General features: G+C 67.9%; 15 protein-coding genes and 1 rRNA gene. 11 read left to right on the forward strand and 5 right to left on the reverse strand.

Features of this window, described 5'->3' with window-relative positions; all coding sequences use genetic code 11:
• Positions 1-200 precede the first annotated feature (200 nt).
• The 3 genes from rrf (at position 201) to GV790_RS27885 (ending at position 1,680) form a co-directional block, all read left to right on the forward strand.
• Positions 201-317 (forward strand): 5S ribosomal RNA (gene rrf / locus GV790_RS27875).
• Positions 318-695: 378 nt separating this feature from the next.
• Complete coding sequence (gene nucS / locus GV790_RS27880) at positions 696-1,370, forward strand: endonuclease NucS (protein ID WP_163817663.1); 675 nt, start codon at positions 696-698, stop codon at positions 1,368-1,370.
• A 10-nt stretch (positions 1,371-1,380) separates the two neighbouring features.
• Positions 1,381-1,680, forward strand: a complete 300-nt coding sequence (locus tag GV790_RS27885) for a hypothetical protein (RefSeq protein WP_014349418.1) — start codon at positions 1,381-1,383, stop codon at positions 1,678-1,680.
• Positions 1,681-1,698: 18 nt separating this feature from the next.
• Here the strand turns inward: GV790_RS27885 and GV790_RS27890 are convergent, their stop codons facing one another.
• Complete coding sequence (locus tag GV790_RS27890; RefSeq protein ID WP_175586023.1) at positions 1,699-2,487, reverse strand: helix-turn-helix domain-containing protein; 789 nt, start codon at positions 2,485-2,487, stop codon at positions 1,699-1,701.
• A 131-nt stretch (positions 2,488-2,618) separates the two neighbouring features.
• On the opposite strand from GV790_RS27890, the gene GV790_RS27895 reads away from it, so the two are divergent.
• On the forward strand, positions 2,619-3,044 hold the full coding sequence (locus GV790_RS27895; RefSeq protein WP_163817667.1) for a hypothetical protein: 426 nt from the start codon (positions 2,619-2,621) through the stop codon (positions 3,042-3,044).
• Positions 3,041-4,054 carry a zinc-dependent alcohol dehydrogenase family protein gene (locus GV790_RS27900; RefSeq protein ID WP_309139042.1) on the forward strand — a complete coding sequence of 338 codons (1,014 nt, stop codon included), beginning with the start codon at positions 3,041-3,043 and terminating at the stop codon, positions 4,052-4,054. The genes GV790_RS27895 and GV790_RS27900 overlap by 4 nt, the downstream gene beginning before the upstream one ends.
• Positions 4,055-4,174: 120 nt before the next feature.
• Here the strand turns inward: GV790_RS27900 and GV790_RS27905 are convergent, their stop codons facing one another.
• Positions 4,175-5,182 carry a hypothetical protein gene (locus GV790_RS27905; protein ID WP_163817669.1) on the reverse strand — a complete coding sequence of 336 codons (1,008 nt, stop codon included), beginning with the start codon at positions 5,180-5,182 and terminating at the stop codon, positions 4,175-4,177.
• Positions 5,183-5,268: 86 nt separating this feature from the next.
• Positions 5,269-5,742: a methylmalonyl-CoA epimerase gene (gene mce, locus GV790_RS27910; RefSeq protein ID WP_163817671.1), complete on the reverse strand. Its 474-nt coding sequence runs from the start codon at positions 5,740-5,742 to the stop codon at positions 5,269-5,271.
• A gap of 136 nt (positions 5,743-5,878) precedes the next feature.
• Between mce and GV790_RS27915 the strand changes: the two genes are divergently transcribed.
• From GV790_RS27915 to GV790_RS27925, 3 genes are all read left to right on the forward strand, one after another.
• A complete protein-coding gene (locus GV790_RS27915; RefSeq protein WP_163817673.1) occupies positions 5,879-7,057 on the forward strand; it encodes an acetyl-CoA C-acetyltransferase in 1,179 nt (392 codons plus the stop codon).
• A gap of 134 nt (positions 7,058-7,191) precedes the next feature.
• Positions 7,192-7,563, forward strand: a complete 372-nt coding sequence (locus tag GV790_RS27920; protein WP_175586024.1) for a DUF3817 domain-containing protein — start codon at positions 7,192-7,194, stop codon at positions 7,561-7,563.
• 61 nt (positions 7,564-7,624) lie between these two features.
• On the forward strand, positions 7,625-8,470 hold the full coding sequence (locus tag GV790_RS27925; RefSeq protein ID WP_163817687.1) for a tetratricopeptide repeat protein: 846 nt from the start codon (positions 7,625-7,627) through the stop codon (positions 8,468-8,470).
• A gap of 199 nt (positions 8,471-8,669) precedes the next feature.
• Here the strand turns inward: GV790_RS27925 and glgB are convergent, their stop codons facing one another.
• Together glgB and GV790_RS27935 are read right to left on the reverse strand one after the other, a co-directional pair.
• On the reverse strand, positions 8,670-10,808 hold the full coding sequence (gene glgB, locus GV790_RS27930) for a 1,4-alpha-glucan branching protein GlgB (RefSeq protein WP_163817689.1): 2,139 nt from the start codon (positions 10,806-10,808) through the stop codon (positions 8,670-8,672).
• Between the two features lie 34 nt (positions 10,809-10,842).
• A complete protein-coding gene (locus tag GV790_RS27935; RefSeq protein ID WP_163817677.1) occupies positions 10,843-12,843 on the reverse strand; it encodes an alpha-1,4-glucan--maltose-1-phosphate maltosyltransferase in 2,001 nt (666 codons plus the stop codon).
• A 102-nt stretch (positions 12,844-12,945) separates the two neighbouring features.
• Here GV790_RS27935 and glgP point away from each other — a divergent pair, with 102 nt between their 5' ends.
• The 3 genes from glgP (at position 12,946) to GV790_RS27950 (ending at position 17,701) form a co-directional block, all read left to right on the forward strand.
• Positions 12,946-15,513, forward strand: a complete 2,568-nt coding sequence (glgP, locus tag GV790_RS27940) for an alpha-glucan family phosphorylase (RefSeq protein ID WP_163817679.1) — start codon at positions 12,946-12,948, stop codon at positions 15,511-15,513.
• 174 nt (positions 15,514-15,687) lie between these two features.
• Positions 15,688-17,049 (forward strand): NCS2 family permease, encoded by a 1,362-nt coding sequence (locus tag GV790_RS27945; protein WP_163817681.1) that lies wholly within the window; start codon positions 15,688-15,690, stop codon positions 17,047-17,049.
• A gap of 109 nt (positions 17,050-17,158) precedes the next feature.
• On the forward strand, positions 17,159-17,701 hold the full coding sequence (locus tag GV790_RS27950) for a DoxX family protein (RefSeq protein WP_163817683.1): 543 nt from the start codon (positions 17,159-17,161) through the stop codon (positions 17,699-17,701).
• The last annotated feature ends 36 nt before the right edge of the window (positions 17,702-17,737 follow it).

Consider the following 17,737-nt stretch of genomic DNA (forward strand, 5'->3'; position numbering starts at 1 on the left):
ATGGGGTTGATAGGCCAGAACTGGAAGCCCGGTAACGGGTGGAGGTGACTGGTACTAATAGGCCGAGGACTTACCAACAAAGAAGCTACGCGTCCACTGTGCAGTATCTGAAACAACACACATGCTGTGTGTCGACAAACAACCCCCGCCCTCCACTGGGCTGGTTGTCTGTCCACACGCGGTGGATAGTTTCATAGAGTTACGGCGGCTATAGCGGTGGGGAAACGCCCGGTCCCATTCCGAACCCGGAAGCTAAGGCCACCTGCGCCGATGGTACTGCACTCGACAGGGTGTGGGAGAGTAGGACACCGCCGGAACATCCTTTCGCGAAGGCCCCCGACCACGGTCGGGGGCCTTCGTCGTTTCTGGGGTTCATCGATAGGGTGGCTGGCCGACGTGACCGAGTTGGCTTGGAAGCGAGGGGGATTCGTGACGAACCCGTATGACGGCAGCAGGCGTTGGACTGTGCCGATCCGGCTGCGACGAGGAAGAGCGTAGCTTCGGAGATCGTCACCGACGCCGATCGGGAGGTCGAGTGCACCGATGCCGGCCGCCGGATGGACATGATCCTGCTCGGCAAATTCCATTTCGTGAACAGAGAAGAGAACGCGACCTACTGCTTCGCCCTGCCGAACTGACCGCTGTCGGCTGAGCCCGCTCGAGCCGGGGTAAGCCCGCCCCCTACACTCGTCCCGGTGCGCCTCGTGATTGCTCGCTGTCAGGTCGACTACGTCGGTCGGCTCACCGCTCATCTGCCGATGGCCAAGAGGCTGTTGCTGATGAAGGCGGACGGGTCGGTGCTGGTGCATTCCGACGGTGGGTCGTACAAGCCGCTGAACTGGATGAGTCCGCCCTGCTGGATGGAGGAGCGCGACGGCGACGGCGCGGGGGCGCTGTGGGTGGTCACCAACAAGGCGGGCGAGGAACTGCGGATCACCGTCGAGGAGATCGAGCACGATTCCAAGCATGAGCTCGGGGTGGATCCGGGGCTGGTGAAAGACGGTGTGGAGGCTCATCTTCAGGAGCTGCTGGCCGAGCACGTGCAAACGCTCGGGGCCGGCTACACGCTGATCCGGCGTGAGTACATGACGGCGATCGGCCCGGTGGACCTGCTGTGCCGCGACGCCGACGGGGCTACGGTCGCGGTGGAGATCAAGCGGCGCGGTGAGATCGACGGCGTCGAACAGCTCACCCGCTACCTCGAACTGCTCAACCGTGACCCGCTGCTGGCACCGGTGGCGGGAGTGTTCGCGGCCCAGCAGATCAAGCCGCAAGCCCGCACGCTCGCCGAGGACCGTGGAATACGGTGCCTGACGCTGGATTACGACGCCCTGCGCGGCACGGAGAGCAACGAGTTCCGGCTCTTCTAAGCTTGGACCCATGCCCCGCCGTAAACCGCGCCCAGCGCGCCGGACGGATGCGCCGTCCGAGCGCCCGCTCGGCGATGTGTTCGGACGCACCGAGCCGGGCCCCGGCGACGAGATGTATGTGGTGCGCACGATCCCCGGCACTCGGGCGGTGAAGACCTACCGGTGCCCCGGCTGCGATCACGAGATCATGCCCGGCGTCGCGCATATCGTCGCCTGGCCGGCCTACGGCGGCGAGGACGATCGCAGGCACTGGCACCGCGGCTGCTGGAACGGCAGGCGCACGCGAGGCATCACCCGACGCTGGTCCTGAGGCCGCCGACGGCCGCGCTCAGCGCCGCGACGCGCGCAGGCGCAGGACGCGAGCGGTCTGCTCGTCGGCGGGCAGGAATGCCTCGAGATGGAGTTCGGCAACGGTCACGTCGGTGGCGGTGGCGAACGAGGTGAGTGTGGTGATCAGCCGCAGGTCGCCGTCGTCGGTGCGCAGGTGCAAGGGCACGGCGAAGCCGAGATGGTCGGGTCCGGGAGTGACGGTGGGCAAGTAGCCCGACAGTTCCGTGATGAGGGCGTCCGCGGCGGGGTCCGGGGTGAGGGCCGCGCGGCTGCGCAAGGAGTCGATGATGTGCCTGCCCCATTCCGGCAGGTTGATCACACGGGGCGCCACACCGTCGGGGTGCAGGGCCAACCGCAGGACGTTGATCGGTGCGCGCAGTAGATGGTCGGCGACACCCTCGGTGAACAGGTCGAACGCGGCATTGGCCGTCACCAGTTCGCCGCGCGGGCGCGCTACCAGGGCGGGGTAGGGCAGGTGTCCGTCGAGCACCGCGGCGAGCGCTTCACGGATCGGCGCCAACTCCGGGGCGGCCAGATCGCTTTCCGGGAACACCGGCGCGAAACCGGCGGACAACAGCAGGTTGTTGCGATCACGTAGGGGCAGTTCGAGGGATTCGGCCAGGCGGACGACCATGGTGCGTCCCGGCTGGGACCGGCCCTGTTCGAGGAAACTCACATAGCGCTGACTCGTCTCCGCGCGAATGGCCAAGTCGAGCTGACTGACCCGGCGCAGCGTGCGCCAGCGGCGCAGTTGGGGGCCGAATGCGGTGGTCTGCGCGGTCGTCATGGTGCGAGTCAACCGTGTGGGGGCACCGCGCGCCATTCCCGCCAGGGTATGAGCCATCGTGCGTGGTCACCGGCCGAGTCATTCCCTGCGGGGAATCGCGGGTCGACGTTCGCCCCGGCAGAGTTTCCGCCATGAGCAACAACGACATCGCCACCCGCTATGTAGCACTCTGGAACGAAGCAGACCCCACTGCCCGCCGCGCCCGGATCGAGGAACTGTTCACCGTCGACGGCATGCAGCTGCTGGTCGACCCGCCGGCCGAGGCCCGCAAGGCCGCCGCCGACCTGTCCATTCCGGCGCCGCCGCTCAGCGTGCACGGCTACGACGCTCTCGAACGCCGGGTCACCCGCGCCTATGAAATGTTCCTCGCCAGTGGCGAATACGTCTTCGCCGCGGCCGGACCAGCCGTCGCACTGCCCGCGAATACGGTCGGTGTCGCCTGGACGATGAACCGCCGCGACGACGGCGAGCCGCAGGGCGGCGGTTTCGATCTGCTCGCTCTCGATGTCGACGGCCGGATCGTGTTCGACCACCAGTTCATCGAGGGATCACGGTGAATGCCCTGGCCTATCGGGCGGATCCGCGGCACGGCCTCATCGTCGGCGCCCAGCGGCGGCCCGAACCCGGTCCACACCAGGTGGTCATCCGGGTCCGCGCGGCCTCGGTGAACCGGCGTGACCTGATGCTGCTCGATGGAACCTATCCGCTGCCGCTCACGCCGGGCACCGTGCCGTTGTGCGACGGCGTCGGCGAGGTGATCGCGCTGGGCGAAGGTGTCACCCGCGCCGCGCTCGGTGATCGGATCACCGCGAGCTATTTCGTGCATTGGGTCGACGGTCCGCAGACCTTGGCGCTGGCCGCCGAACAGTACGGTGCCAACCGCCATGGCTTCCTGGCCACCTACGCAGTGGTGGAGGAGGATTCGATCGTGCACGTGCCCGCGCAGCTGACCGATGCCGAGGCCGCCACGCTGACCTGCGCCGGTGTGGTGGCGTGGTCGGCGCTCACCACCCCGGCACCGGTGCGTCCGGGCGAGCGGGTGCTGACCGTCGGCAGCGGCGCGGTCGCGCTGTTCACGATCCAGTTCGCGAAGATTCTCGGCGCGGAGATCATCGCGATCACCTCTAGTGCGGCCAAGGCGCGGCGACTGCGCGCACTCGGGGCGGACACGGTGATCGATCGGAACGAGACGCCGGAGTGGGGCATGGCCGTCTTCGAACTGACCGGCGGCCACGGGGTGGAGCACGTCGTCGACGCCGTGGGTCTGCCGACTCTCGAGCAGTCGGTTCGAGCCGGTGCCTACAACTCGATGGTGACGATGATCGGCGCGATGATGCCGGCGGCGGGAACGACCCTGCCGGATAATCCCTTCGGCTCGTCGTATCTGTCGATCCGGCGGATCGCGGTGGGCAGCCGCGCCGGCTTCGAGGCGATGAATCGTGTGATCACCGAGCATCGGCTGCGCCCGGTGATCGACCGCGAATTCGGCTTCGACGAGGCTGCGGCGGCCTACGACTACCTGCGCTCGGGTGAGTCGTTCGGCAAGGTGGTGGTCGCGGGGAGTTGACCGGCCATCGCGGGTGGCTGGTTCGGAGCCCGAGCCGGCTCCGAACACGAGGAAGGCCGCCCCCGTAGGGGCGGCCTTCGGTGCTGATGGTGTTCTGTCGCCGCGCAGGCCCGAAATCAGTTAGTTGCTGATCTCGGCGTTCTCACGCTCTTCGTCGACCACGTCGTCTTCTTCGGGCGTGACCTCGGGGATGGCCTTGGTGCGCGAACCCGTGACGGACTTGGTGCCGCTGCCGCTGATCGACTTGCGCTGCTGGTCGGGCACACCGTCGAGCAGCTCGCTCTCCCGGTTGACCGCCGCAAGCATCGCCGGAACCGAATCCAGCTGGCCGCGGATGCCGAGCAGCTGGGCCAGGACGCGCCCGCGCAGCACGCGCATCTCTTCGGCCAGTTCCTTGGCGTGCGCGATCTTGCGCTCGCTGGTCTGGGTGGCCGAGGTGATGAGGCGGTTGGCCTCGTCGGTGGCGTCCTTGATCCGCTGCGCGGCCTCGGCGCGGCTGGTGGCCTCCAGCTCTTCCATGGCACGGGTGAGCTTGGTGCGACGCTCGGCCATGGTGACTTCGAAGTCCTGCTGGGCGGCCTTGCGCTTGGCTTCGGCCTCCTTGCCGATGCGGTCGGCCTCGGCCTGGGCGGCTTCGATGATCTTGGCTGCTTCGGTGCGCGCGTTCGCCAGTGTTTGCTCGAACTCGATTTCGAGCGCTTCGCGCTTTTCCTTGGTCTCGGCGAGCAGCGACTCGTACTTGCCACGCATCTCGGTGGCCTGCTGCTCGGCGATCGACACCATTTCCGCGGCCTCGGCCTGCGCCAGGGCGCGGACCTCGGACGCCTCGTCGGAGGCCAGTCGCAGCATGCGAGAAATACGGTCGCTCATGCCTTCCGCGGTGGTCGGCGGCACGGACAGCCGGTCGACCTCCTTGCGGAGCTCATCGATCTCGTCGCGCGCGTCCTCGAGCTGGCTCGCAAGGTTACGAGCCTGCGCGGCGGCCGCATCACGATCGGTAGCGGTGACCCTCAGTTCGGCATCGAAGCGGTCGAAATAGTTACGCACCTCGTCTTGCGCATAACCCTTGCGCACAACGGTGAAGGGCAGTGCAACGAAGCGATTGCGATCGGACTCAGGTGACGACATGGCCAACAAACTACAGCCTGTGTGGGGTAGATGGTGAGTCGACTGCGAATGTCATCGAGACGAGATCTTCCGCCCCGATCTTGGTACTAGTGCGTAACATTCGGGTTCGGCTCGACCAACTCCACCAGCACACCACCAGCATCCTTCGGATGCACGAAATTGATGCTGGACCCGGCGGCTCCGGCGCGCGGGGCGTCGTAGAGCAAACGCAGGCCGCGGCTGCGCAGATGTGCGGAAACCGCCTCGATGTCGGTGACGCGGTAGGCCAGCTGCTGAAGACCGGGGCCGCTGCGTTCGATGAATTTGGCGATGGTGGAGGTCTCGTCGAGCGGGGCCAGCAACTGCAAGGCAGTCGCGTCGTCGGCGGCCGCCGGGCACGACAGCATGGCCTCTTGCACGCCCTGCGCCTCGTTCACCTCGCGATGGGTTTCCACCATGCCGAGATTGGTGGCGTACCAGGCGACGGCGGCGTCGAGGTCGGGCACCGCGATACCGACGTGGTCGACGGCGACCACGTAGTCCGCGGGGATGAATTCGTTCGAGTCGGTTGTAGTGCTCACGCTTCGAACGTAGCGCGTACCTGCGCGGGGTCGTCGCGGCCGGACCCGCTACCGTTGAGTACGAGGCTGTCGTCGCGCCGCGGTGCGGGCAGCGCTGATCCACCGATGCTGTGAACTGCAGAAGGCGAGGCTCGTCGTGACCAACTCCGTGATCGTGTCCGGTGCGCGTACCCCGGTCGGCCGCCTGCTCGGCGGGTTGAAGGATTTCAGCGGGTCGGATCTGGGCGGTTTCGCGATCAAGGCGGCGCTGGAGAAGGCCGGTGTGCGCGGCGACCAGGTCGATTACGTGATCATGGGCCAGGTGCTCACCGCGGGCGCGGGTCAGATCCCGGCCCGGCAGGCGGCCGTCGCCGGCGGTATCCCGATGGATGTGCCCGCGCTGACGCTGAACAAGGTGTGCCTGTCCGGCATCAACGCCATCGCGCTGGCCGATCAGCTGATCCGGGCCGGCGAGTACGAGATCGTCGTCGCCGGTGGCCAGGAGTCGATGAGCCAGGCACCGCATCTGCTGGAGAAGAGCCGCGAGGGTTTCAAGTACGGCGATGTGAACCTGCGCGACCACATGGCCTACGACGGGCTCTACGACATCTTCACCGATCAGGCGATGGGCGCGCTCACCGAGACCCGCAACGATGCCGAGCCGATCAGCCGCGAGGAGCAGGACGCGTTCGCGGCGGCCTCGCATCAGCGTGCGGCCGCGGCGTGGAAGAACGGCGTGTTCGACGACGAGGTCGTCCCGGTGGCGGTGCCGCAGCGTAAGGGTGATCCGGTCATGATCGCCGAGGACGAGGGCATCCGCGCCGACACCACCGTCGAGTCGCTGGCCAAGCTGCGCCCGGCGTTCCGCAAGGACGGCACCATCACCGCCGGTTCGGCCTCGCAGATCTCCGACGGCGCCGCCGCGGTCGTGGTGATGAGCAAGGCCAAGGCCGAAGAGCTGGGGCTGAGCTGGATCGCCGAGATCGGCGCCGCCGGCGTGGTGGCCGGTCCGGATTCGACGCTGCAGGATCAGCCCGCCAACGCCATCGCCAAGGCGTGCGCGAAGGAAGGCATCGAGCCGTCGGAGCTGGATCTGGTGGAGATCAATGAGGCGTTCGCCGCGGTCGGCATCGCGTCCACCCGCAAGCTGGGCATCGATCCGGAGAAGGTGAACGTCAACGGTGGCGCCATCGCCATCGGTCACCCGCTCGGCATGTCGGGTGCGCGCATCCTGCTGCACCTGGCGCTGGAGCTGAAGCGCCGCGGCGGTGGCATCGGTGCGGCCGCGCTGTGCGGCGGTGGCGGTCAGGGTGACGCGCTGATCATCAAGGTGTAGTGCTGGACGCGCCGGCGTACCGAGGTACGCCGGCGCGGTCGTTCTCCCTGTGTCCGCCGGCTGCGCGCGGGTCGGTGTCCGTTCTGTCCAGTGTGACCGGTTCAACTACGACTCGTCGTAGTGCATGCGGCACAATGGGGGCCATGGGTTCTTACGATCTGCGTACCGTCACGGGCAGGTTCCGGTTCTTCGCCATCCTCGAGGCGGTGTCGTGGGCAGGCCTGCTGATCGGCATGGCGTTCAAGTACATCCCCGATCCGGGCAACGAGATCGGTGTGAAGATCTTCGGCCCCGTCCACGGCGGCATTTTCATCCTGTTCGTGCTGAGCGCCCTGCTGGCCTCGCGTGAGCTGAACTGGAACTGGAAGACCACAGTGCTCGCATTGGCCTCCAGCATCCCGCCGTTCTGCACCGTGATCTTCGAAATCTGGGCGGCGCGCACCGGCAAGCTGGCGCAGCCGAGCGCCGTGAGCGAAGCCCCGGCCACCGCACCCGTCTCTTCGTGACAAACTGGACGGCGTGACTCGACCATCCGCTCGTCGTCCTTCGCCAGCCGTCGCCGCCGCCATGTCCGGTGCGGTGGATCTGTCCGCCCTGAAGCAGCCGCCCGCGGGTGCGGGCCCCGAAGGCGGATACACGGTGACCGAGGCCGACTTCGAAACCAAGGTGCTTCGGCGTTCGACCCAGGTGCCGGTGGTGGTGGCGCTGTATTCGCAGCGCAGCCCCGGCAGCGTCGAACTGGTGCAGCTGCTGGAGCGGCTGGCCGGTGCAGGCGACGGCAGCTGGGACCTGGCGACCGTCGAGGCCGAAAGCAATATGCGGATCGCGCAGGCCTTCGGGGTGCAGGGCATTCCGACGGTGATCGCCGTCGCGGGCGGTCAGCCATTGGCCGATTTCCAGGGCGTGCAGCCGGAGCCGCAGGTGCGTCAGTGGCTGGCCGCCGTCGTGGACGCGGTCGCGGGCAAGCTGGAAGGCGGCCAGGCCGGGCAACCTCAGCCGGCCGAGGATCCGCGGTTCGCCACCGCCGAGGCGCTGCTGGAGCAGGGCGATCTGGCCGGTGCGGAATCGGCGTACGAGTCGATTCTCGAAGCCGAGCCGAACAACGCCGAGGCCAAGGCCGCGGTCCGGCAGGTGCGTTTCCTGGCCCGTGCTCAGCAGCTGCCGGATTCGGCGATCGCCACGGCGGACGCCGACCCCGGCAATGTCGACGCCCAGCTCGACGCCGCCGATATCGAGCTGTTCCACCAGCGCCCCGAAGCGGCGTTCGATCGGCTGATCGGCGTCGTCAAGCGCACCGCCGGTGATGACCGCACCAAGGTCCGCACCCGGCTGCTGGAGCTGTTCGAGCTGTTCGATCAGGCGGAGCCGTTCGTGGTGGCGGCGCGCCGCAAGCTGGCGGCCGCGCTGTACTGAATGTGCGTCACCTGGGGCGCCGCGTGTTCGCGGCGCCCTGGTGCCTCGCGTTCTCGGAGCCGCTGCCCGCCTTCGGCTTGCGCAGCGGCAACGGAAACGCGCGACGGGCCGCGAACTCTCTGCTCGGTCTCGCTTCGCTCGAAAATTGAGGCATACCTGCCGATGCCTCTGTCGCGTACCGTGTCGTGCCGGTCGTTCATCAGTGTTCGGCGGCGAGCCACACCGCGCTCGACGGCGCCAGCGCGATTACCGCCGACGCCGGCCGCCCATGCCACGGCTGCTCCTCGGCGACGACCACACCGAGATTGCCCATTCCCGATCCGCCGTATTCGACGGCGTCGGTATTGAGGATCTCGGTCCAGCGGCCGGCCGTCGGGAGACCGATGCGGTACTTGTCGTAGGCCGAGCCGGAGAAGTTGTAGACGCAGGCGATGACGGAGCCGTCGCTGCCGTAGCGCAGGAAGGCCAGCACGTTGTGTTCGCGGTCGTCGGCTTCGATCCAGGAGTGGCCGCCGGGGGTGGTGTCCTGGGTCCACAGCGCCGGATGGGCGCGGTAGACGGCGTTGAGATCGCGGACGACGCGCTGCACGCCCCGGTGCAGCGGGTTGTCCAGCTCGTGCCAGTCCAGCCCGCGGTCGTGTGACCATTCCCGGAACTGGCCGAACTCCTGGCCCATGAACAGCAGTTGTTTGCCCGGGTGGGCCCACATGTAGGCGAGCAGGGCGCGCACGCCACTGGCTTTCGTGTAGTCGTCGCCCGGCATCCGCGTCCAGAGTGTGCCCTTGCCGTGCACCACTTCGTCGTGGCTGATGGGCAGCACATAGTTCTCGCTCCACGCGTACATCAGCGAGAAGGTGATCTCGTTGTGGTGCCAGGACCGGTGGATCGGGTCGCGCCCCAGGTAGCCGAGGGTGTCGTGCATCCAGCCCATGTTCCATTTCATGGAGAAACCGAGCCCGCCGACCTCGATGGCCCGGGTGACGCCTGGCCAGGTGGTGGATTCCTCGGCGATGGTGAGCACACCCGGATGGTCGGCGTGGATGCGGTCGTTGAGTTCGGTGAGGAAGTCGACGGCCTCGAGGTTCTCCCGGCCGCCGTGCATATTGGGTTCCCATTCGCCGTCGCGGCGGGAGTAGTCGAGATAGAGCATCGAGGCGACGGCGTCGACCCGCAGGCCGTCGATGTGGAATTCCTCGATCCAGTAGCGGGCGTTGGCGATGAGGAAGTTGCGCACCTCGTTGCGGCCGAAGTCGAAGACGTAGGTGCCCCAGTCGGGTTGTTCGCCGCGGCGCGGGTCGGGGTGCTCGTAGAGCGGGGTGCCGTCGAAGCGGGCCAGGGCCCATTCGTCGCGTGGGAAGTGCGCGGGCACCCAGTCGAGCAGCACGCCGATGCCCTGGCCGTGCAGGTGGTCGACGAAGGCGCGGAAGTCGTCGGGTGTGCCGAAACGGGCGGTGGGCGCGTAGTACGAGGTGACCTGGTAGCCCCAGGAGCCGCCGAAGGGATGCTCGGCGACGGGCAGCAGTTCGATATGGGTGAAGCCGGCCTCGCGCACGTATTCGGCCAGCTGGACGGCGAGTTCGCGGTAGCTGAGGCCGGGCCGCCAGGAGCCGAGGTGCACTTCGTAGACGCTCAGTGGCGCTCGGCCGGGTTCGGTGACGGTGCGGGCGGCGAGCCAGGCGTCGTCGGTCCACACATGCTGCGATTCGGTGACCACCGACGCCGTGGCGGGCGGGACCTCGGTCGCGAAGGCGAACGGATCGGCATGGTCGACGATGCGCCCGTCCGCGCCGTGCACCCGGTACTTGTATCGGGTGCCGGGTTCGACTCCTGGCACGAACAGCTCCCAGATCCCCGAGCTGCCCAGCGACCGCATGGGTGTGCCCGCCCCGCTCCAGCCGTCGAAATCGCCCATCACGCTGACACCGCGCGCGTTGGGCGCCCACACCGCGAACGAGGTGCCGTGCACCTCGCCGTCGAGGGTGGTGTAGCGGCGTGGGTGCGCGCCCAGTACCTCCCACAGTCGCTGATGGTTGCCTTCGCCGATCAGGTGCAGGTCGAGTTCGCCGAGGGTGGGCAGGAAGCGGTAGCCGTCGGCCCCGACGACGGTCTGGCCGCCCGGATAGGTGGTGACGATCCGGTAGTCCAGCAGCTCCGGATACGGCAGCACCCCGGCGAAGACGCCGTGCCCGAGCGAATCGAGCCGGTGTTCGTCGCCGCCGACGCGGGCGGTCACCGTGTCGGCGTGCGGGCGCAGCACCCGCACTACCGTGCCGTCCGGATGCGGATGAGCACCGAGGACGGTGTGCGGGTCGGGGTGGGTGCCCGCGGCGAGCAGCATCAGGTCGCGGCGTTTCACGGCCGGGCCCCGCTCATCAGAAGTTCCTGCGGAAGGCCAGTTCGGTGCGCGCGGCCTGTGGGATCGGTGGTAGCGCGAGGATGTGCGCGACGGCTCTGGTGGGGTCGAGGCGCACGTAGTTGGTCTGCGCCCAGTGGTATTCCTCGCCGCTGACCTCGTCGTACACCACGGGATGATCGTGCCATTCGCGGCCGATGGCCGGCAGATCCAGCGAGAGCATGCCCTGTTCGGCGGCGAACGGATTGAGGTTCACCACCACCAGGACGGCGTCGCCGGTGGCCGGATCGAATTTCGAGTAGGCCAGCAGGGCGTCGTTGTCGACGTGGTGGAAGTGCAGGCAGCGCAGCTGACGCAGCGCCGGATGGGCACGCCGGATCTCGTTGAGCCTGGTCAGCCAGGGTTCCAGCGATTCACCGCGGGCCAGCGCCTCGGCGAACGGACGTGGACGCAGCTCGTACTTCTCCGAGTCGAGGTATTCCTCGCTACCCGGGCGCACGGCCTGATGCTCGAACAGCTCGAAACCGGAGTACACGCCCCAGGTGGGGGCGAGGGTGGCGGCGAGCGCGGCGCGGATGGCGAACATGCCTGGGCCGCCGTGTTGCAGGCTCTCGTGCAGGATGTCGGGGGTGTTGACGAAGAGGTTCGGGCGGGCTTCGTCGGCCTTGGCGGCCAGTTCACGGCCGAATTCGGTGAGTTCCCATTTGTGCACGCGCCAGGTGAAATAGGTGTAGGACTGGCTGAATCCGCGGCGCGCCAGCCCGTACAGCCGCGCCGGACGGGTGAACGCCTCGGAAAGGAACACCACGTCGGGGTCGGTACGCCGCACCGTGGCGATCAGCCATTCCCAGAAATCGGCCGGTTTGGTGTGCGGGTTGTCGACGCGGAAGATCTTGACGCCCAACCCGATCCAATGCCGGACCACGCGCAGTACCTCGGCGTAGAGGCCGTCGGGGTCGTTGTCGAAGTCGACGGGGTAGATGTCCTGGTATTTCTTCGGCGGGTTCTCCGCATAGGCGATGGTGCCGTCGGGCAGCGTGGTGAACCATTCCGGATGGTCGCGCACCCACGGGTGGTCGGGGGCGCATTGCAGGGCCAGGTCGAGCGCCACCTCGAGGCCGAGCCGTTCGGCGGCGGCGACGAAATCGGCGAAATCGTCTTCGGTGCCCAGTTCCGGGTGGATGGCGTCGTGCCCGCCTTCGGCCGAGCCGATGGCCCATGGTGAACCGACGTCGCCCGGTTCGGCGGTGAGCGAATTGTTGCGGCCCTTGCGGTTCACCGTGCCGATGGGATGGATGGGCGGCAGGTAGACCACGTCGAAGCCCATGCCCGCGATGCGCGGCAGCTCCTTGGCGGCGGTGGCGAAGGTGCCGTGCACCGGTGCGCCCTCGGCGTCGCGGCCGCCGGTGGAGCGCGGGAAGAATTCGTACCAGGCGCCGCAGAGCGCGCGCTGCCGCTCGACCAGCACGGTGTGCTGGGGGCCGCGGGTCACCAGGTCGCGTAGCGGCGTAGCCCGCAGGATCTCGGCGACCTCGTCGGTGAACGCCGGTGCCACCCGGGCCGGCAGCTGCTCATCGCCGCGCAAGGCGGCCGCGACCGCGCGCAACCGTTCGAACTGCTTCTTCGGCACCGCTTGCGCGGCGCGATCGAACAACCGGGCGCCCAGCTCCAGATCGTTGGCCAGGTCGGCGGCGCTCTGGCCGACGGCCAGCTTCGCTTCCACCGCGGCCCGCCAGGTGGCGATCGGATCGCGCCAGCCCTCGATGCGGAAGGTCCAGGTGCCAGGGGCGTTCGGGGTGAAGGTGGCGTTGAAGACGTCGGGTTCGTAGTCGGGAGTCATCCGGATGCGCGTGGTGCGCGAGGAGCTCGGCCCGCGCACCGCCAGGGTGGCGGCGACGGCCGCGTGCCCTTCGCTCCACACCACGGCACGCACCGGGAACACCTCGCCGACGACGGCCTTGGCGGGCCGGCCTCCGGGGATGAACGGGGCAGTGTCATCGATAGCGATGCGGCCGGTCACGTTCCCAACCGTACCGGTCGCCGCCGGGATCCATGTGATGAGCGCCTGGGCGGGGGTCGTGCTGGTCTACCCGGGCTGACAATGTTGGGTAGGGTTCGGCTGGTGAAGGCACTGCGTCGGTTCACAGTCCGCGCCCATCTGCCCGAGCGCCTGTCGGCGCTTGGCGAATTGTCGACGAATCTGCGCTGGTCATGGCATGGGCCGACGCAGGATCTGTTCGCCGAACTCGACCCGGCGCGCTGGCTCGAGGTGGGCCACGATCCGGTGCGGATGCTGGGGGAAGTGCCGCCCGAACGGCTCGACGAGCTGGCCGCCGACCCCGATTACACCGCCCGGGTGGACGCCGCTGCGGAGGATCTGCGCGAGTACCTGGAGACCCCCGGCTGGTTCCAGCGGCGCGGCACCGAGGTGCGCGGGGTGGCCTATTTCTCGATGGAGTTCGGCGTCACCGAGGTGCTGCCGAACTACTCCGGCGGGCTCGGCATCCTGGCGGGCGATCATCTCAAGGCCGCCTCCGATCTCGGGTTGCCGCTGATCGGAGTCGGGCTGCTGTATCGCTCGGGCTATTTCCGGCAGTCGCTCACCGCCGACGGCTGGCAGGCCGAGCACTATCCGGCGCTGGACCCGCAGGGCTTGCCGCTGCGGTTGCTGACCGCCGACGGTTCGCCGGTGCTGATCCATGTGGGCATGCCCGATCGCCGGGTGCTGCGCGCCCGGGTGTGGATCGCGCAGGTCGGGCGGGTGCCGCTGCTGCTGCTGGATTCCGATATCGCCGACAACGATCCGGAACTGCGCGCCGTCACCGACCGGCTCTACGGCGGCGATCAGGATCACCGGATCAAACAGGAGATCCTGGCCGGCATCGGCGGTGTGCGCGCGGTGCGCGCCTACACCCACGCCGAGGGGCTGCCCGATCCGGACGTGTTCCATATGAACGAGGGCCACGCCGGTTTCCTCGGACTCGAGCGGATCCGCGAGTATGTGGCCGCCGGACTCGATTTCGATGCCGCGCTGGCCGCGGTGCGAGCCGGGACCGTGTTCACCACGCATACGCCGGTGCCCGCCGGTATCGACCGGTTCCCGATGCCGATGGTGCGCAGGTATTTCGGTGGCCCGCACGGGGAGGCCGAATCGTCGCTGCTGCCGGGTCTGTCGGTGGATCGCATCGTCGGGCTCGGACGTGAGTCGGATCCGTCGGTGTTCAACATGGCGCATATGGGGCTGCGGCTGGCGCAGCGCGCGAACGGGGTGTCGAAGCTGCACGGCGAGGTCAGCCGGGAGATGTTCGCCTCGCTGTGGCCCGGATTCGACGCCGCGGAGGTGCCGATCGGCTCGATCACCAACGGCGTGCACGCCCCCACCTGGGCGGCGCGGGAGTGGATCGACAAGGCGCGCGAGCGGATCGGCGCCGAACTCGTCGAGGAGGCGCGTGGCTGGGAGAAGCTCCGCGATATCGACGCCGCCGAACTATGGGCGACGCGCAATACGCTGCGCGCCACCCTGGTCGACGAGGTGCGCCGCAGGCTACGGGTGTCCTGGTTGCAGCGCGGCGCCGCCGAAGCCGAATTGGGCTGGATCGACGGCGTGTTCGATCCCGAGGTGCTGACCGTCGGTTTCGCCCGCCGGGTGCCCACCTACAAACGGCTGACGCTGATGCTGCGCGATCCCGAGCGGCTGCGGTCGCTGCTGCTGGATCCGGACCGCCCGATGCAGCTGGTGGTGGCCGGTAAGAGCCATCCCGCCGACGACGGCGGCAAGGCGCTCATCCAGCAGGTGGTCCGTTTCGCCGACGATCCCGAGGTGCGCCACCGCATCGTCTTCCTGCCCGATTACGACATGTCCATGGCCCGCTATCTGTACTGGGGCTGCGATGTGTGGCTGAACAATCCGCTGCGCCCGCTCGAGGCCTGCGGCACCTCCGGCATGAAGTCGGCGCTCAACGGCGGGCTCAACCTGTCCATCCGGGATGGCTGGTGGGACGAGATGTACGACGGTGAGAACGGCTGGTCCATCCCCACCGCCGACGGTATCCGCGACGAACACCGCCGCGACGATCTGGAGGCCGCAGCGCTCTACGAGCTGTTCGAGCGTTCGGTGGCCCCGCGCTTCTACGACCGCGACGCCACCGGGATGCCGGTGCGCTGGGTGGAGATGGTGCGCCACACCCTCCAGACGCTGGGACCGAAGGTGCTGGCCTCGCGGATGGTGCGCGATTACGCGCTCGACTACTACGCGCCCGCCGCGGCCGCCTGCCGCCGCGCGGTCGCCGATGATTTCGCCGGCGCCCGAGCGGTGGCCGAATATCGCCGCCGGGTGGAGTCGGCCTGGCCGTCGGTGCGGGTGGTGCAGGTCGACAGCGCCGGTCTGCCGGATACGCCGATCATCGGGGCGCCGCTGTCGCTGACGGCGCGGATCGACCTCGGCGGGCTGATGCCCGACGACGTCACGGTGCAGGCGGTGCTCGGGCGGGTCTCGCCCACCGACGACCTGTCCGATGTCACGGCCATGCCGATGAAGCACACCGGCTCGGATTCGGGTCTCGAGCTGTTCGAGATCGAGGCACCGGTGTCGCTGTCGGGGGCGGTGGGCTACACGGTGCGGGTGTTGCCGCACAGCGAGCTGCTGGCCTCCGATGCCGAACTCGGGTTGGTCGCCGCGCCGAGTGCGTGAATCACGGCGGCGCAGTGGGCCGTCGGTGCGAACGTGCCGGACGCCGGTGGGGTCGAGCGGTGCGCTCCCGACGTCGCGCACATCACTCCTCGAGGTGGCTGACCAGGCTTGTTGTCGCGGGATCGGATAACGTCTCGAGCACCCCGCTCATTCGTTCCCGACTGGAGTACCCCCATGGCCATCGACGTGCTGACCCGAACCCGGGGTCATATCGATAACTATTTCGGTGTCAGCTCGAACGGCTCGACCGTCAAACGGGAGCTGATGGCCGGCACCGTCACGTTCCTGGCCATGTCGTACGTGCTTGCGGTGAACCCGTCGGTGCTCGGTGACCACGGCGTCCTCGGTGAGCTGGGCATTCCCACCCAGGCGGTCTTCACCGCCACCGCGGTCGCGGCGGTGTTCGGCACGCTGGTGATGGGGTTGTGGGCCAAGTATCCGGTCGCGCTGGCGCCGGGGATGGGTCTCAACGCGTTCTTCGCCTATTCGGTGGTGCTCGGGATGGGGATCCCGTGGCAGGTCGCGTTGTCGGGGACGTTCCTGTCGGGTGTCATCTTCTTCGTTCTCGCGGTGACCAAGGTGCGTGAACGCATCCTCAACGCGATCCCCATGCAGATGAAGCTCGCGGTCGGGGCGGGCATCGGCATGTTCGTGGCGTTCCTCGGTTTGAAGAACGCCGGCATCGTCGTCGCCAACGAGGCCACCTTCGTCTCGCTCGGCGATTTCACCGAGGGCACCACCCTGCTCGCGCTGTTCGGCCTGGTGGTGACGGTGGTGTTCGTGGTGCTCGGCTGGCACGGCGCCGTGCTCTACGGCATCGTGCTCACCACGATCGTCGGCATGATCAGCGGGCTGGTCGACCTGCCGAACGGCATCGCGGCGCTGCCGCGCGGGCTGGACGAGACCTTCGGTCAGGCCATCATCCATCTGCCCGACGCCTTCACCGGCCAGATGATCGTCGTGGTGCTGACCATGCTGTTCGTCGATTTCTTCGACGCCTCCGGCACTCTGATCGGAGTCGCGAATCAGGCCGGGCTGCTCGACAAGGACGGCAAACTGCCGCGCGCGGCCAGTGCGCTGGCCGCCGATTCGGTGGGCACCACGGCAGGCGCGATCATCGGCACCTCCACCACCACGGCCTATGTGGAGTCGACGGCGGGTGTATCGGCGGGCGGGCGCACGGGGTTGACGGCGGTGGCGACGGCGGGCTGGTTCGCGGTGGCGATGTTCTGCTTCCCGGTGTTCGAGGTGGTCGCCAAATCCGGGGCGGTGTCGTCGGCGGCGCTGATCGTCGTCGGTGTGCTGATGGCACGTTCGCTCGGTGAGATCGATTGGCAGCGGCTCGAGTTCGCGGTGCCCGCGTTCATCACCATCATCATGATGCCGCTGACCTATTCGATCGCGAACGGCCTGGCCATGGGCATGTTGTTCTACCCGGTGGTGATGGTCGCGAAGGGCAAGATCAAAGAGGTCCATCCGGCGATGTGGGCGCTGATGGTGATTTTCCTCGGATATTTCTTCTTCCTCGCGGAATAGCTTCTCCGGTCGCGTGGTTGGTGTCCGACGTGAAATAATCGGACCGTAGTCCGCTTCCTTTCCGAAGCTAACGGTTTCGATCAGACCGCACGATGATGAGGACAGACCTATGACCACCAACTCGACGCTCGAGCGTCTGAACGTCACCACTCGCTACGACAACGTCTCTTCCGACATCGGACTGCTGGTGCTGCGCGTCGTCTTCGGCGGCCTGCTCGCCGCGCACGGCTCACAGAAGCTGTTCGGCTGGTTCGACGGACTCGGTCTGACGGCCAACAACGCGAGCTTCGAGGCCATGGGCTACAACCCGGGCGATCTCTTCGGCACCCTCGCCGGCCTGAGCGAATTCGTCGGCGGTCTGCTGTTGCTGCTCGGCCTGTTCACCCCGCTGGCCGCGGCGATCGTGCTCGGCACCATGATCAACGTCATCCACGTGATGTGGGGCGGCGGGATGCTCGACGCGGCGGCCGGGTACGAGATGGGCCTGCTGTTCGCGACGGTCGCGGTGGCCGTGGCCTTCACCGGGCCCGGCCGTTTCTCGCTCGATCACGGGCGGCCCTGGTACCGCTCCGGTTTCGCGTGGGGCGTCGGTGCGGTTGCGCTCGCGGTGGTGACCGGTGTGCTGACGCTGATCCTCAAGGGTCTGCTGTAACTCTCGCATGCGGATGCGGCGCGGTGATCGCATCAC

It is taken from the genome of Nocardia cyriacigeorgica (assembly GCF_010858045.1).
Taxonomy (GTDB): domain Bacteria; phylum Actinomycetota; class Actinomycetes; order Mycobacteriales; family Mycobacteriaceae; genus Nocardia; species Nocardia cyriacigeorgica_E.